This window comes from Paraburkholderia phenazinium (assembly GCF_900141745.1).
In the GTDB taxonomy this organism is placed as follows: domain Bacteria; phylum Pseudomonadota; class Gammaproteobacteria; order Burkholderiales; family Burkholderiaceae; genus Paraburkholderia; species Paraburkholderia phenazinium_B.
In genome coordinates this window covers 155,670-171,327 of sequence record NZ_FSRM01000001.1, presented here as the reverse complement: position 1 = coordinate 171,327, position 15,658 = coordinate 155,670, and the positions used below count along the sequence as shown (strand labels likewise).

The window sequence follows — 15,658 nt, the reverse complement described above, 5'->3', positions numbered from 1 at the left end:
TATGGCACCTGCGATGGGAAACGAGTTGCAGCATCGCACGGTGCTGCTGGAAGAAGCGGTCGAAGCGTTGATCAAGCGCCCGGACGGCGTCTATGTAGACGGCACGTTCGGTCGCGGCGGACATAGCCGCGCGGTGTTGGGCAAGCTGGGTGAGTCGGGGCGGTTGATCGCATTCGACAAGGATCCGCTAGCCATCGCCACGGCTCAGCAAATCGCCGATCCGCGTTTCGAGATCGTGCACGAGAGTTTTGCTTCACTGCGCGACGCGGTTGCGGAGCGTGGGGTAGGGCGGGTGTCGGGGGTGTTGCTGGATCTGGGCGTGTCGTCGCCGCAAGTCGACGATCCGGAGCGGGGTTTCAGTTTCCGCGCCGACGGCCCACTCGACATGCGGATGGACCCGACGCGCGGCGAATCTGCTGCTGACTGGCTGGCGCGGGCCACGGTGCAGGAATTGACGGAGGTAATACGAGATTATGGGGAAGAACGGTTTGCTTTTCAGATTGCAAAGGCGCTTGTTGCTCGCCGGGCAGAGTCCGACCGTCTTGGGCCTCTCGTCAGCACGGGCGAGCTTGCCCAAATCGTGGCTAACGTCGTCAAAACCCGTGAGAAGGGCAAGGATCCGGCAACCCGCACCTTTCAGGCTATACGGATTCACATCAATCAAGAGCTTGCGGAGCTGCAAGTCGTTTTAGAAGCGGCGCTAGCGCTGCTGGAGCAAGGGGGGCGGCTGGTGGTGATCAGCTTTCATTCGCTCGAAGACCGGATCGTCAAACGGTTCATGCAGGCGCACGCCAGTGCTCCGGCGGTGGATCGCCGTCTGCCGATCCGTGCCGTCGACCTGCCCAGCCCGCCGCTCAAAATCATCGGCCGCGTATTCGCGAGTGACGCTGAAGTCGCCGCGAATCCGCGCGCCCGTTCTGCCGTGATGCGTGTGGCGGAGCGTATCGCGCCATGAGCCGCCTCAATATCTTTCTGCTGATTGTTGTAATGGGCTGTGCATTATCTGTAGTTAACGCGACGAATCAGCAGCGTCAGATCTTTATCCAGTTGCAGCGCGCGGAGTCGCAGGAGCGTCAGTTGCAGCAGGATTATTCGCAGCTTCAATACCAGCAGAGCGCACTGTCGAAAACCTCGCGCATCGAGCAGATTGCGACGGATTCGCTGAAGATGGCGGCCGTTACCACCGGCCGCACTCAATATCTGACGCTCTCCCCGGGCGCCGCCATGGCTGAAGATGCGCCGGTACCGACGTCGGCGCCCGCGCCGGCCACGGCCTCTGCCCCGCACGTCACCCGTCAGGGGAACGCGCGATGAAAAAGAGTTCAACCCGCAAGAGTGTCGCGTTCGCGTCGAACCCGATCCTGTCCGTGCGTTTGCCGATGTGGCGCTCGAAGCTCGTCGTGTTCATGCTGTTCATGGCGTTCGTCGCGCTGGCTGGCCGCGCGTTCTGGATTCAGGGTCCGGGCAACGCGTTTTATCAGAAGCAGGGCGAAAGCCGCTATCAGCGCACGCTCGAGCTGCCTGCTACGCGCGGCAAGATTCTCGACCGCAACGGCCTTGTGCTCGCCACGAGCTTGCCGGTGCGCGCCATCTGGGCTATTCCCGAAGCCGTTCCCGACGATCTCGGCGCCGACAAGCTGACTGCGCTCGGCAAGCTGCTGGGGATGTCGAATACCGAACTGCGCGCCAAGCTGTCCGAGGACAAGAACTTCGTCTACGTGAAACGTCAGGTGCCGGTCGACATCGCCGAGCAGGTGACCGCGCTCGACATTCCCGGTGTTTATCAGCGCGACGAATACAAGCGTTTCTATCCGGAAGGCGAGATTGCCGCCCATCTGATCGGCTTCACCAATGTCGAGGACGAAGGCCAGGAGGGCGTCGAGCTCGGCGACCAGAAGCTGCTCGAAGGCATGCCGGGCATCCGCCGCGTCATCAAGGACCGGATGGGGCACGTCATTGAAGACGTCGACGAACAGGTGGTGCCGCACAACGGCCAGGACGTGGATCTGGCGATCGACAGCAAGATCCAGTACATCGCCTATACGAACCTGAAGGCCGCGGTCGACAAATTCAAGGCCAAGGCCGGCGCGGCGATGGTAATCGACGTGCGCACCGGCGAAGTGCTGGCGCTCGTCAATTATCCGACCTTCAACCCGAACGACCGCACTCACCTGACCGGCGATCAGCTGCGCAATCGCGTGCTGACGGACGAGTTCGAACCGGGCTCGATCATGAAGCCGTTCACGATCTCGCTCGCGCTCGATCTGCATCGCGTGGCGCCGACTACACTGGTAGACACGGGGCCGGGCCACTTCAATCTCGATGGCGCGACGATCACCGACGACAGCGCGTTCGGCGTGCTGACGGTCGGCGGCGTGATTCAGAAATCGAGCAACATCGGCGCGACGAAGATCGCCATGACGCTCAAGCCCGAAGAGATGTGGAATATGTATACGAGCATCGGTCTTGGCCAGGCGCCGAAGATCGGTTTCCCCGGCGCGACCGCGGGCCATCTGCGTCCGTGGAAGAGCTGGCGTCGTATCGAACAGGCGACGATGTCGTATGGCTACGGCCTGTCGGCTTCGTTGTTCCAGCTGGCGCGCGCCTACACCGCGATTGCTCACGACGGCGAAATTCTGCCGGTGACGATTTTCCGTAACCCGGGCGATCAGCCGGTCAACGGTCCGCAGATTTTCTCGCCGGTCACCGCGCGTGAAGTGCGTGCGATGCTCGAAACCGTGGTTGCGCCGGGCGGCACCTCGCCGGATGCGGCCGTGCCGGGCTATCGCGTAGGCGGCAAGAGCGGCACGGCGTACAAGCACGGCGCACACGGCTACGACAAATCGAAGTACCGCGCCTCGTTCGTCGGCATGGCGCCGATGCCGAATCCGCGCATCGTGGTCGCTGTCTCGGTGGATGAACCGACCGCCGGCAGCCACTTCGGTGGCCAGGTGTCGGGCCCGGTGTTCTCGGCGATCGCCGGCGACACCCTGCGCTCGCTCAATATTCCGCCGGACATGCCGGTCAAGCAGATGGTGGTATCGGACGACTCGGCGCCGGTCGCCCCCGCCGCGCCGACGCTGCCGCCTCCGGCGGCGAAAAAGCTGTCCACCAGTGGTGGCGCCAAGAAAATGACCATCGCGGCCAATGCGAAAAGCCATCCGGGAGTAGTCCGATGAGTGCGCTACGTTCGAAGCATCCAGCGCACCGGCAGATCGCCGACGCCCTCACCTGGCTGCACGCTCGCGTGCAGCCAGGTGCCCATGTGCACGCAGATACGCGCTCGCTTGCCGCGGGCGATGTATTCCTCGCCTATGCCGTCGACGGCGCTGACAATCGCCCATTCATTGAAAGCGCGATTGAGCGCGGCGCGGCGGCCGTGCTGTTTCAACCGGAGAACTTCACGGGTTCGCCGGATCCGGCCTTGGCGCGCGCGGTACCCGCGCTGAGCGAGCTGGCGGGATCGATTGCGAGCGGCTGGTACGGCGACCCGAGCGATGCGATGCGCGTGGTCGGCGTCACGGGCACCAACGGCAAGACCTCGTGCAGCCAGTGGATCGCGGCGGCGCTGAGCGCGCTCGGCACGCCTTGTGCCATCATCGGCACGCTCGGTAGCGGTATGCCCGGCCACCTTGTCCATACAGGCTTTACGACGCCGGACGCGCCGCAATTGCAACGCAACCTTGCTCAGTTGCGCGATGCGGGCGCGCAGGCGGTCGCGATGGAAGTGTCGTCACACGCCTTGCATCAGGGACGGGTGAACGGCACCGCGTTCGAGATTGCCGTGTTCACCAATCTCACGCAGGATCACCTCGATTATCACGGCACCTTCGCTGCCTACGAAGCCGCCAAGGCGCGTCTGTTTGCGTGGCCGGGGCTGCGCTGTGCCGTGATCAATCACGACGACGAAGCCGGACGGCGCCTGCTCGCCAGCACGCAAGGCCACGCACGAACCATCGCTTACGGTCTCGGCACGCGCAGTGAGGCACCGGACGCCGCAGCGCCGCAGGCCGACGCATGGCTGCATGCGGCCGACGTGCGCGCCACCGCGACCGGCACCGCGTTTTATCTGACCACCTCGGATTGGGGTGACGCAGAAGTCGAAGTCCAGACGCTCGGCGCCTTCAACGTCAGCAATCTGCTGGGCGTGCTCGGTGCGTTGCTCGCGGCTGACGTGCCGTTCGACGTCGCGCTTGCCGAACTGGCGAAGCTGGAGCCGGTGAATGGCCGCATGCAACGTCTCGGCGGCCGCCTGCAGAACGACGAACCACTCGTCGTAATCGACTACGCCCACACCCCGGACGCACTGGAAAAAACGCTCGAAGCGCTACGCCCGATGGCGGAAGCGCGCGGCGGCGAACTGATCTGCATGTTCGGTTGCGGCGGTGATCGCGACGCGACCAAGCGTCCTTTGATGGGCGCGATCGCGGAGCGGCTGGCGGACGGCGTGGTCATGACGAGCGACAACCCGCGCAGCGAAGACCCGCAAAAGATTCTCGACCAGATTGGCGCGGGTATGAAAGACCCGTCGAAGGCGCGCCGTATCGAAGATCGCGCGAGCGCCATCCTGCAGGCTATCCGCGGCGCGGCGCGTGAAGACGTGATCGTGCTGGCCGGTAAAGGTCACGAAGCAACACAGGAAATCATGGGCAAGAAACGCGCTTTCTCCGATCAGGACCATGCCCGGCTGGCGCTGGCCGCCCGCGCGACGCAAGCTCGTGGAGGTGGCGAATGACCCGGCGAGGTGGCGCGATGTTCTCCCTGCGCGAAGCAGCAGCACTGATTCCGTCGGCAACCGTCGTGGGTGACGACGGCGTCACGTTCGAGCACGTGTCGACGGATAGCCGCACCGCGGGTCCTGGCGATCTGTTCGTCGCGCTCAAGGGCGACCGTTTCGACGCGCACGACTTCCTGCCCGATGTGGCGGCTCGCAATGTCTCGGCGGCGCTGCTGACGCGCACCCCTGCGGATTGGCAAGTCCCGTCCCTGAAGGTGGCCGATACCCGCACTGCGCTCGGCGCGCTCGCCCACGGCTGGCGTCGTCGTTTCACGATGCCGCTCGTGGCTGTGACGGGCAGCAATGGCAAGACGACGGTCAAGGAAATGATCGCGTCGATTTTCGCGGCGGCGGTCGGTAGCGAATTCCGTCTTGCTACGGCAGGCAACTTCAACAACGACATCGGTTTGCCGCTGACGTTGTTTCGTCTCACCTCGGCGCATCGACTGGCGGTCGTCGAACTCGGGATGAATCACCCGGGCGAAACCGCCTTGCTCGGCAAGATCGCGGAGCCGACGGTTGCGGTTGTGAACAACGCGCAACGCGAGCACCAGGAGTTCATGGCGACCGTCGAAGCGGTCGCGCTCGAACATGCGAGCGTGATCCATTCGTTGACCCCGGATGGCATCGCGGTGTTTCCGGCGGACGATGCCTACGCAGGCATCTGGCGCGTCGCCGCTACCGGCAACCGCATCATCGACTTCGCGCTCAATAACGACGGTCGCACAACCGAAGCCGCCGTGAAAGGCAGCTTCGCCGGTAACCAGCTGAGCATCGAAACACCGGAAGGCCACCTCGACGTCACGTTGCAAGTGCTTGGCGATCACAACGGGCACAACGCACTGGCCGCTGCCTCGGCCGCGCTCGCCTCGGGCGTCTCGCTCGATGCCATCAAGCGCGGGCTCGAATCGTTCGGCGCGGTGAAGGGTCGTCTGCAGGTCAAGCGTGCGGCGCTTGGAGCGCTCGCCGGCGCAACGGTGATCGACGACACCTACAACGCCAACCCCGATTCGATGCGCGCCGCAATCGACGTGCTCGCCTCGCGTCCCTCGCCGCGCGTGCTGGTGATGGGCGACATGGGTGAAGTCGGCGACCACGGCCCCGCGTTTCATCGCGAAATCGGTGCCTACGCCAAAGAGCGCGGCATCGACGCGCTGTACGCATTCGGTGACGCCTCGCGCGATGCCTGCTCTGCCTACGGCGCGGATGCGCATCACGTCGACGATGTCGCCACGCTGGTTGCACAACTGCTGCAGGCTGGGTTCGACGCCTCGGCAACGCTTCTCGTGAAAGGCTCGCGCTTCATGAAAATGGAGCGCGTGGTGGACGCCGTAACGAGTCCACAACCCATCGCACCGGGCGCAGCGCCCGATGCACACTGAAATAGAAGGACCGAAGCATGTTACTGGCGCTGGCGCAATGGCTGCAGAATGACGCAAGCTTCTTGCGCGTGATCAGTTATCTGACTTTCCGTGCGGTGGCGGCGACTATCACCGCGCTGCTGATCGGACTCGTCTGCGGCCCGGCGGTGATCCGCAAGCTGACCGCCATGAAGGTGGGGCAGGCCGTTCGCAAGGACGGTCCGCAGACTCACCTCATCAAATCCGGCACGCCGACCATGGGCGGCGTCTTGATTCTGCTCGGCATCGCGGTTTCGACGCTGCTGTGGGCCGATCTGACCAACCGCTTTATCTGGATCGTGATCCTGGTGACGTTCGGCTTCGGTGTGATCGGCTGGGTCGACGATTACCGCAAGGTGGTCTACAAGGACCCGCGCGGCATGTCCTCGCGCGAGAAGTATTTCTGGCAATCGGTGATCGGTCTGTTCGCCGCCGTATATCTCGCCTTCAGCGTGTCCGAGGCGAGCAACGTGCGCGTCTACGATCTCTTCATGGCGTGGGTGCGTAGCGGCTTTTCAATTGGCCTGCCGCCGCACGCCGACCTGATGCTGCCGTTCTTCAAGTCGATCAGCTATCCGCTCGGCGTGTGGGGCTTTATCGTTCTGACGTATCTGGTGATCGTCGGCGCAAGCAACGCGGTGAATCTGACCGACGGCCTCGATGGTCTGGTGATCATGCCCGTGGTGCTCGTGGGCGCGTCGCTCGGTGTGTTCGCATACGTGATGGGCAGCTCGATCTATTCGAAATACCTGCTGTTTCCGCATATCGCCGGCGCCGGTGAGTTGCTGATTTTCTGTTCCGCGATGGGTGGGGCTGGCCTCGCGTTCCTCTGGTTCAACACGCACCCCGCGCAGATGTTCATGGGCGACGTCGGCGCGCTGGCGTTGGGCGGGGCACTCGGCACGGTTGCGGTGATCGTCCGCCAGGAAATCGTGCTCTTCATTATGGGCGGCATTTTCGTGGCGGAAACGCTTTCCGTGATGCTGCAGGTCACCTGGTTCAAGTTCACCAAGCGCCGCTATGGCGAAGGCCGGCGTCTCTTCAAGATGGCGCCGCTGCATCACCATTTTGAATTGTCCGGCTGGAAAGAGACGCAAGTTGTCGTGCGTTTCTGGATCATCACGTTGATGCTGTGTCTGTTCGGTCTGTCCACGCTCAAGTTGCGTTAAGCCGTTGTCGAAGTAAAAGGGAAAGCGATGTTTGGCGAGAAGTTTCGGGATCGGCAAAAGCCGATGGTGCTCGTGCTGGGACTCGGCGAATCGGGTCTCGCCATGGCGCGCTGGTGCGCGCGGCACGGGTGTCGGTTGCGCGTGGCCGACACGCGTGAAGTACCGCCGAATCTGTCTGCCCTGGAAGCGCATGGCGTCGACGCCGACTTTGTCGGTGGACCGTTTTCGCCGGTGTTGCTCGAAGGCGTCGACCTGGTGGCGATCAGCCCAGGTCTCTCGCCGCTCGCCGCAGATTTGCTGCCGCTGATTACCGAAGCGCGTGAAAAAGACATCCCGGTCTGGGGCGAACTCGAATTTTTCGCACAGGCGCTGAAGACGCTTGGCGAGAGCGGTTACGCGCCGAAGGTGATCGCAATCACCGGCACCAACGGCAAGACCACGACAACGAGTCTGACTGGCCTGTTGTGCGAACGCGCCGGCAAGAAAGTCGCGGTGGCGGGCAACATCAGCCCAGCGGTGCTCGACAAGCTCACCGAAGCAATCGACAACACCGCGCTACCCGACATCTGGGTGCTCGAACTGTCGAGCTTCCAGCTGGAGACGGCGCACACGTTCGCGCCGGATACGGCGGTCATTCTCAACATCACGCAGGACCACCTCGACTGGCATGGTGGCCTCGATGCCTATGCTGCGGCGAAGGGCAAGATCTTCGGGCCGCAGACCGTGCGCGTGCTGAACCGCGACGACGCTCGTGTGATGGCGCTTGCGCCCGCGGCTGACGGCGCGGCACCCGCGGTCACCTTTGGCGTGACTGAGCCGACGCGTCCTGGCGACTACGGTCTGCTGCGCGACAACGGTATCGTCTGGCTCGTCGAAGCGCTCGACCGCGACGCCACCGACGAACCTGCGCCGACCCGTCGCCGCAAGAACGAAACTGCCGCGCCGCCGAGCATCGCCCTCAAGCGTCTGATGCCGGCTGACGCGTTGCGCATCCGCGGTCTGCACAACGCCGCCAATGCACTCGCCGCATTCGCGCTCGCACGCGCCATCGATCTGCCGGGCGCACCGTTGCTGCACGGTTTGCGCGAATATCGCGGCGAGCCGCATCGGGTGGAACTGATCGCGTCGATCGAGGGTATCGACTACGTGGACGACAGCAAGGGCACCAATGTCGGCGCAACGGTTGCCGCGCTCGATGGCCTCGCACAGCGCGCCGTGCTGATCGCCGGCGGCGACGGCAAGGGCCAGGAATTCGAGCCGCTCGCCGCGCCGGTGATGCGCTGGTGCCGCGCAGTGATGCTGATTGGCCGTGATGCACCGCTGATTCGCGCCGCGTTGGCCGATACCGGCATTGCGCTGACCGATCAGCCCACGCTCGAAGATGCCACCCGCGCCGCGGCAGCGCTCGCGCAACCGGGAGACGCCGTGCTGCTGTCGCCGGCCTGTGCAAGCTTCGACATGTTCAAGGATTACGCGCATCGTGCCGCTGTGTTCCGCAGCACGGTTGAAGACATCGCTGCCGAACGGGGGACGATGATATGAGCTGGTCGGAACGCTTCGGTTCGCGCCTTTCCAAGCAGCGCGGCTCAGTTGGCGATGCCAGCGCAGCACGCACGGCGAGCGGCCTCGCGAGCGCTGTCAACGGTGTGCGTCCGCTGCGCTCGCGCATGCTCGATTACGATCACTCGCTGCTGTGGGTGGTGATCGCGCTGCTCGGCCTGGGCATCGTGATGGTGTACTCGGCTTCGATTGCGATGCCCGACTCGCCCAAATACGCGTCGTATCGCGACTGGGCGTTCCTTGTGCGCCAGATTGTCTTCGTGGTGCTGGGCTCGGTGATCGGTGTGGTCGCTTTCCGGGTTCCGGTTTCGACGTGGGACAAGTACGCGCCGAAGATCTTCCTGCTCGCGCTGGCCAGTCTCGTCATCGTGCTGATTCCTCACGTCGGCAAGGGCGTGAACGGCGCGCGCCGCTGGATTCCGCTCGGCATCACGAACATGCAGCCATCGGAAATCATGAAGCTTGCCGTGACGATCTACGCGGCGAACTACACGGTGCGCAAGCAGGAATACATGCACAGCTTCGCCAAGGGCTTCCTGCCGATGGCATTTGCCGTAGGCGTGGTGGGCGCACTGCTGCTGCTCGAGCCTGACATGGGCGCGTTCATGGTGATCGCGGCGATCGCGATGGGCGTGCTGTTCCTGGGTGGCGTGAACGGCAAGCTGTTCGGTGGGCTGGTTGCCACTGCGGTGGGGACATTTAGTTTGTTGGTGTGGGCATCGCCATGGCGCCGCGAGCGGATTTTCGCGTATCTCGATCCATGGGACGACCGTTACGCACAGGGCAAGGCATATCAATTGACGCACTCGCTGATCGCCTTCGGACGCGGCGAGTGGTTCGGCGTGGGCCTCGGCGGCAGCGTCGAGAAGCTCAATTACCTGCCGGAAGCGCATACCGACTTCATCCTCGCGGTGATCGGCGAGGAACTCGGCTTCGTGGGCGTGCTGGTGGTGATCCTGATGTTCTACTGGATCGTGCGCCGCTCGTTCGAGATCGGCCGTCAGGCGCTCGCGCTCGATCGCACGTTTGCGGGGCTGGTCGCGAAAGGCATCGGCCTGTGGTTCGGTGCGCAGACCTTCATCAATATGGGTGTGAACCTGGGGCTTCTGCCGACCAAGGGTCTCACGTTGCCGCTCGTCAGTTACGGCGGCTCGGGCATCTTGCTGAACTGTATTGCGATTGGTCTGCTGATGCGCGTGGATTACGAAAACCGGGTGCTGATGCGCGGAGGGAAAGTATGACCTCCATGCAACAGCGCACGCTGATGGTGATGGCCGGCGGCACCGGGGGACACGTGTTCCCGGGGCTCGCGGTTGCTCACCTGATGCAGGCGTGGGGCTGGAAAGTCGTATGGCTCGGCAACCCTGCCGGCATGGAAGCGACGCTCGTGCCCAAGCATGGCATCCCGATGGAATATGTGCGCTTTGGCGGTCTACGTGGCAAGGGCCTGATTACCAAGCTGATGCTGCCGGTCAATCTGCTTCGCGCCTGCGCCCAAAGCCTGAGTGTGCTGCGTCGCGTGAAGCCGGACGTCGTGCTCGGCATGGGCGGTTACATCACGTTCCCGGCCGGTTTGATGACGGCGCTGAGCGGCCGTCCGCTTGTACTGCACGAACAGAATTCGATCGCCGGTCTCGCGAACAAGGTGCTGGCAAAGGTCGCGAAACGCGTGCTCGTGGCGTTCCCGAACGCGCTTCCGCACGCTGAATGGACCGGTAATCCGATTCGTGAGGAACTTGCGCGCACATTGACACCCAAAGCACGCTACGCACAACGCAGCGGTCCGCTGAATCTGCTGGTTGTCGGCGGCAGTCTTGGGGCGGCGGCGCTTAATGAAGTCGTGCCGCGTGCGCTGGCGATGCTCAAGCCAGAGGAGCGTCCGCGCGTGGTGCATCAGGCTGGCGCGAAGCATATCGACGCGCTGAAAGCGAATTACGCGCAAGCCGGTTTGCTATCCCTGGAAGGTGAAGAGGCGGACGTGCAACTCGTGCCGTTCATCGACGACATGACGAGCGCCTACGCGAGAGCGGATCTGGTGATCTGCCGCTCGGGTGCGATGACCGTGGCCGAGATTGCGGCAGTGGGCGTGGCGGCGTTCTTCGTGCCGTTCCCGTTCGCAGTCGACGATCACCAGACAACCAATGCAGCGTTCCTCGCCGATCACGGCGCGGCGCTGGTAGTGCAGCAACGCGATCTGACGGCGGAGGGTCTCGTCGCCTGGTTGCGTAGCCAGACTCGCGAGACGCTCGCGCAGATGGCAGAGCGTTCGCGCTCGCTCGCGAAACCCGATGCCACCGAACAGGTCGCGCAGATTTGCGCCACCGTGGCAGGCGTAGTCCCGAGCCAGAGCCCGAGCACAGAAGGAAGGCAACAATGAAACACATCGTCAAACATATTCACTTCGTCGGCATCGGCGGTGCAGGGATGAGCGGCATCGCCGAGGTGCTGGTGAATCTCGGCTACCAGGTAAGCGGCTCGGACCTCGCGAAGAACGCGGTGACCGACCGGCTCGCCGCGCTCGGCGCGCGTATTGCGATTGGTCACGACGCCGGGAACATCGAAGGCGCCAATGCCGTGGTCGTTTCGACTGCGGTGCGCAGCGACAACCCGGAGGTGCTCGCCGCGCGTCATCGGCATATTCCGATCGTGCCGCGCGCAGTGATGCTCGCGGAGCTGATGCGCCTGAAGCAGGGTATTGCCATCGCCGGCACGCACGGCAAGACGACTACCACTTCGCTGGTGGCGAGCGTGCTCGCCGCAGGCGGGCTCGATCCGACCTTCGTGATCGGCGGCCGGCTGATCAGTGCTGGCGCGAATGCGCGCCTTGGCACCGGCGACTTCATCGTGGCCGAAGCGGACGAATCGGATGCGTCGTTCCTGAATCTGTTCCCCGTGATCGAAGTCATCACGAACATCGACGCCGATCACATGGACACCTACGGCCACGACTTTGCGCGGCTCAAGCAGGCGTTTATCGAGTTCACGCATCGGCTGCCGTTCTATGGCATCGCGGTGCTGTGCGTCGACGATCCGAACGTGAAGGAGATCCTGCCGTTCGTGTCGAAGCCGATCATCCGCTATGGTCTCGCGGCCGAGGCACAGGTGCGCGCGGTGAATGTCGAGGCTCACGATGGCCGCATGCATTTCACGGCGCTGCGTGAAGATGCGGCGCCGATCGACATCGTGCTGAACCTGCCCGGTACGCACAATGTGCAGAACGCATTGGCCGCAATTGCAATTGCGACTGAACTTGAAGTGAAAGATGCCGATATCCAGCGAGCACTCGCAGATTTTAACGGCGTAGGCCGACGCTTCCAGCGCTACGGCGAAGTGCCGGTTACGACGGCTGATCAACCCGGCGGCACCTACACGCTGGTCGACGATTACGGCCATCACCCGGTCGAAATGGCCGCGACGATCGCCGCGGCACGTGGTGCGTTCCCCGGTCGTCGTCTGGTGCTCGCGTTCCAGCCGCACCGCTTCACGCGTACGCGCGATTGCTTCGAAGATTTTGTGAAGGTGCTGTCCACCGTCGATGCGTTGGTGTTGACCGAAGTCTATTCGGCAGGCGAAGCGCCGATCGTCGCCGCAGATGGCCGCGCGCTTGCTCGCGCAATTCGCGTGGCGGGCAAGACCGAGCCGGTGTTTGTCGAAACAGTGGAAGAAGTGCCGGACGCGCTCACGACGCTCGTGCGCGACGGCGATGTGGTGATCACGATGGGTGCGGGTTCGATTGGTGGTGTGCCGGGTCGTCTCGCGCAAAACGAAGGTGTGAAATGAGCAGTTTCGATCCTAAACAGTTCGGCAAGGTGGCAGTCCTGCTCGGCGGTGAATCCGCCGAGCGCGAAGTGTCGCTCAACTCGGGCCGCCTCGTGGTGCAGGGGCTGCGTGAGGCCGGTATCGACGCTCATCCGTTCGATCCCGCCGAGCGTCCGCTAGCGGCGTTGAAAGACGAAGGTTTTGTGCGCGCGTTCAACGCGCTGCACGGTGGCTACGGCGAGAACGGCCAGATTCAGGGCGCGCTGGACTTCTACGGCATTCGCTATACGGGCAGCGGCGTGTTGGGCTCGGCGCTCGGTCTGGACAAGTTCCGCACCAAGCTCGTGTGGCAGCAACTGGGCGTGCCGACGCCGCCGTTCGAAGCGGTGCTGCGCGGCGACGACTACGCAGCGCGTGCAACGGACATCGTCGCGAAGCTTGGCTTGCCGCTCTTCGTGAAGCCGGCGAGTGAAGGCTCGAGCGTCGCGGTGATCAAGGTCAAGAGCGCAGACGCATTGCCGGCCGCGCTCGAAGAAGCTGCGAAGTTCGACAAGATCGTGGTGGTGGAAAAGAGCATCGAAGGCGGCGGCGAATACACGGCGTGTATCGCGGGCGATCTCGATCTGCCGGTAATCCGCATCGTGCCGGCGGGCGAGTTCTACGACTATCACGCGAAGTACGTCGCCAATGACACGCAGTATCTGATTCCGTGCGGCGTGGCGCCGGCCGAGGAAGCACGCCTGAAAGCGCTGGCGCGCCGCGCATTCGACGTGCTCGGCTGCACCGATTGGGGCCGCGCCGATTTCATGCTGGACGCACAGGGCAATCCGTATTTCCTGGAAGTGAACACCGCCCCAGGCATGACCGATCACTCGCTGCCGCCGAAAGCGGCGCGTGCGGTTGGCATCAGCTACAAAGATCTGGTCGTGAGCGTGTTGGCGCTCACGCTGAAGGACTGACGCCGACGCTATGTGGAACAACGTTCGCCAGCTCAATTTCGCCGCCAACGCGTTACACGCGTTGCTGGTGCTCGTGCTGCTGGCGGCCGGCGGAGTGTGGCTGGTGCAGCGGCCGAGCTTTGCGCTGCGCGAAATCCAGATCGACGGCGACACCGAGCACATCAATTCGCCGACGGTGCGTGCGGGCGTAGTGGGCCGCTTAAAGGGCAATTTTTTCACGGTCGATCTGGACGCGGCGCGCCAGGCTTTCGAGCAGATGCCGTGGGTGCGTCATGCGAGTGTGCGGCGCGTCTGGCCGAACGCACTGGCTGTCACTCTGGAAGAGTACAAACCGCTAGCAACGTGGGGCAGCGATCAGCTGGTGAGCGTGGACGGCGAACTGTTCACCGCGAACCAGGGCGAGCTCGAAGAGGATTTGCCGGCCTTCGACGGTCCCGATGGCACGGCGCAAGAAGTGGTCGCGCGATATCGCGACTTCAAGAAGTGGTTTGCCCCGCTGGGTGCGACACCGGAAGAGGTCACGCTGTCACCGCGTTACGCGTGGACGGTCAAGTTGTCGAACGGTACGCAGATCGAGTTGGGGCGCGAGCGCAATCAGCAGACGCTGCTCGATCGCAGCAAGCGCCTGACAGCGGCGTGGGCAGCAGTGACGCAACGTTGGGGGAAGGATATCGAGTATGCGGACTTGCGCTATCCGAACGGTTTCGCGATTCGCGCAGCAGGTATGCGCTTTATCACCGAACCCGACAAGGGCAAGAAGTAACAGGACATCACACGCAATGAGCACGCTATGAGTAAAGACTATAAAGATCTGCTGGTCGCCCTCGACATCGGGACGTCGAAGGTCGTGGCCATCGTCGCCGAGCTGAAAGGCGAAGGTCACTACGAGGTGATCGGCCTCGGCCAGAGCGAATCGAAGGGGCTCAAAAAGGGTGTGGTGGTGAACATCGAGGCCACCGTGCAGTCTATTCAGCGTGCGCTCGAAGAAGCGGAGCTGATGGCCGACTGCAAGATCACCAATGTATTCACGGGGATCGCCGGCAGCCATATCCGCAGCTTCAATTCGAGCGGCATGGTGGCGATCAAGGAAAAAGAAGTGACGCAGGCCGATGTGGCCCGCGTGATCGAGACAGCCAAGGCGATCAACATCCCGACCGATCAGCAGGTGCTGCACATCCTGACCCAGGAATTCATCATCGACGGTCAGGAAGATGTGCGCGAACCGATTGGGATGAGCGGCATTCGCCTCGAAGTGAAAGTGCATATCGTGACGGGCGCGGTGAGCGCGGCGCAGAACATCGTCAAGTGCGTGCGCCGTTGTGGCCTCGAAGTGAACGATCTGATCTTGCAGCCGCTGGCGTCGTCGCTGGCAGTGCTGACCGAAGACGAGAAGGAACTGGGCGTGGTGCTGGTGGATATCGGCGGCGGCACGACGGACATCGCGATTTTCAGCGAAGGCGCGATCCGCCACACCGCGGTGATTCCAATCGCCGGTGACCAGATCACGAGCGATATCGCGATGGCGCTGCGCACGCCGACGCCGGATGCGGAAGACATCAAGGTGGATTACGGCATCGCCAAGCAGGCTTTGGCCGATCCGGACGAGATGATCGAAGTGCCGGGTCTGGGCGAGCGCGGTCCGCGCACGCTGTCGCGCCAGGCGCTGGCGGCGGTGATCGAGCCGCGTGTCGAAGAACTGTTTTCACTCGTGCAGCAGGTGGTGCGCGAGTCGGGTTACGAGGAACTGCTGAGCTCCGGCGTGGTGCTGACCGGCGGCGCGTCGATGATGATTGGCATGGTCGAACTGGGTGAGGACATCTTCCTGAAGCCGGTGCGCATCGGCGTGCCCGAATACGCAGGCGGTCTCGCGGATGTAGTGCGCAACCCGCGCTACTCGACTGCGATGGGCCTGCTGGTGGAAGGACGTTCCCAACGGATGCGCGGCCGCAAGGTGGCGGTGCAATCCGGCTCGATGGGCCAGGTGTTCACGCGCATGAAGGACTGGTTCCTGGGTAATTTTTAAAGCATTCGCAG

The 15,658-nt window shown here is 63.4% G+C and carries 13 protein-coding genes; all 13 read left to right on the top strand.

The window, feature by feature from the left end:
• Position 1 precedes the first annotated feature (1 nt).
• The 13 genes from rsmH to ftsA are packed head-to-tail and all read left to right on the top strand — an operon-like array spanning position 2 to position 15,647.
• Entirely contained in the window at positions 2 to 955 is a 954-nt protein-coding gene (gene rsmH, locus BUS06_RS00820; protein ID WP_074262565.1) for a 16S rRNA (cytosine(1402)-N(4))-methyltransferase RsmH, read from the top strand.
• Positions 952 to 1,314: a cell division protein FtsL gene (ftsL, locus tag BUS06_RS00815; RefSeq protein WP_074262564.1), complete on the top strand. Its 363-nt coding sequence runs from the start codon at positions 952 to 954 to the stop codon at positions 1,312 to 1,314. The genes rsmH and ftsL overlap by 4 nt, the downstream gene beginning before the upstream one ends.
• A complete protein-coding gene (locus BUS06_RS00810) occupies positions 1,311 to 3,179 on the top strand; it encodes a peptidoglycan D,D-transpeptidase FtsI family protein (protein WP_074262563.1) in 1,869 nt (622 codons plus the stop codon). The genes ftsL and BUS06_RS00810 overlap by 4 nt, the downstream gene beginning before the upstream one ends.
• Entirely contained in the window at positions 3,176 to 4,735 is a 1,560-nt protein-coding gene (locus BUS06_RS00805) for a UDP-N-acetylmuramoyl-L-alanyl-D-glutamate--2,6-diaminopimelate ligase (RefSeq protein WP_074262562.1), read from the top strand. The genes BUS06_RS00810 and BUS06_RS00805 overlap by 4 nt, the downstream gene beginning before the upstream one ends.
• Entirely contained in the window at positions 4,732 to 6,159 is a 1,428-nt protein-coding gene (locus tag BUS06_RS00800; protein WP_074262561.1) for a UDP-N-acetylmuramoyl-tripeptide--D-alanyl-D-alanine ligase, read from the top strand. The genes BUS06_RS00805 and BUS06_RS00800 overlap by 4 nt, the downstream gene beginning before the upstream one ends.
• A 17-nt stretch (positions 6,160 to 6,176) precedes the next feature.
• A complete protein-coding gene (gene mraY / locus BUS06_RS00795) occupies positions 6,177 to 7,346 on the top strand; it encodes a phospho-N-acetylmuramoyl-pentapeptide-transferase (protein ID WP_074262560.1) in 1,170 nt (389 codons plus the stop codon).
• Positions 7,347 to 7,373: 27 nt separating this feature from the next.
• Complete coding sequence (gene murD / locus BUS06_RS00790) at positions 7,374 to 8,888, top strand: UDP-N-acetylmuramoyl-L-alanine--D-glutamate ligase (protein WP_074262559.1); 1,515 nt, start codon at positions 7,374 to 7,376, stop codon at positions 8,886 to 8,888.
• Complete coding sequence (ftsW, locus tag BUS06_RS00785; RefSeq protein WP_074262558.1) at positions 8,885 to 10,147, top strand: putative lipid II flippase FtsW; 1,263 nt, start codon at positions 8,885 to 8,887, stop codon at positions 10,145 to 10,147. Before murD ends, ftsW begins: the two co-directional genes overlap by 4 nt.
• On the top strand, positions 10,144 to 11,283 hold the full coding sequence (gene murG, locus BUS06_RS00780) for an undecaprenyldiphospho-muramoylpentapeptide beta-N-acetylglucosaminyltransferase (protein WP_074262557.1): 1,140 nt from the start codon (positions 10,144 to 10,146) through the stop codon (positions 11,281 to 11,283). The genes ftsW and murG overlap by 4 nt, the downstream gene beginning before the upstream one ends.
• Entirely contained in the window at positions 11,280 to 12,686 is a 1,407-nt protein-coding gene (murC, locus tag BUS06_RS00775) for a UDP-N-acetylmuramate--L-alanine ligase (RefSeq protein ID WP_074262556.1), read from the top strand. Before murG ends, murC begins: the two co-directional genes overlap by 4 nt.
• Entirely contained in the window at positions 12,683 to 13,624 is a 942-nt protein-coding gene (locus tag BUS06_RS00770) for a D-alanine--D-alanine ligase (RefSeq protein WP_074262555.1), read from the top strand. The genes murC and BUS06_RS00770 overlap by 4 nt, the downstream gene beginning before the upstream one ends.
• Before the next feature lie 10 nt (positions 13,625 to 13,634).
• Complete coding sequence (locus BUS06_RS00765; RefSeq protein WP_074262554.1) at positions 13,635 to 14,387, top strand: cell division protein FtsQ/DivIB; 753 nt, start codon at positions 13,635 to 13,637, stop codon at positions 14,385 to 14,387.
• Between the two features lie 27 nt (positions 14,388 to 14,414).
• The gene (ftsA, locus tag BUS06_RS00760; protein WP_074262553.1) at positions 14,415 to 15,647 is read left to right on the top strand and encodes a cell division protein FtsA; all 1,233 of its coding nucleotides are present in this window, start codon (positions 14,415 to 14,417) and stop codon (positions 15,645 to 15,647) included.
• The last annotated feature ends 11 nt before the right edge of the window (positions 15,648 to 15,658 follow it).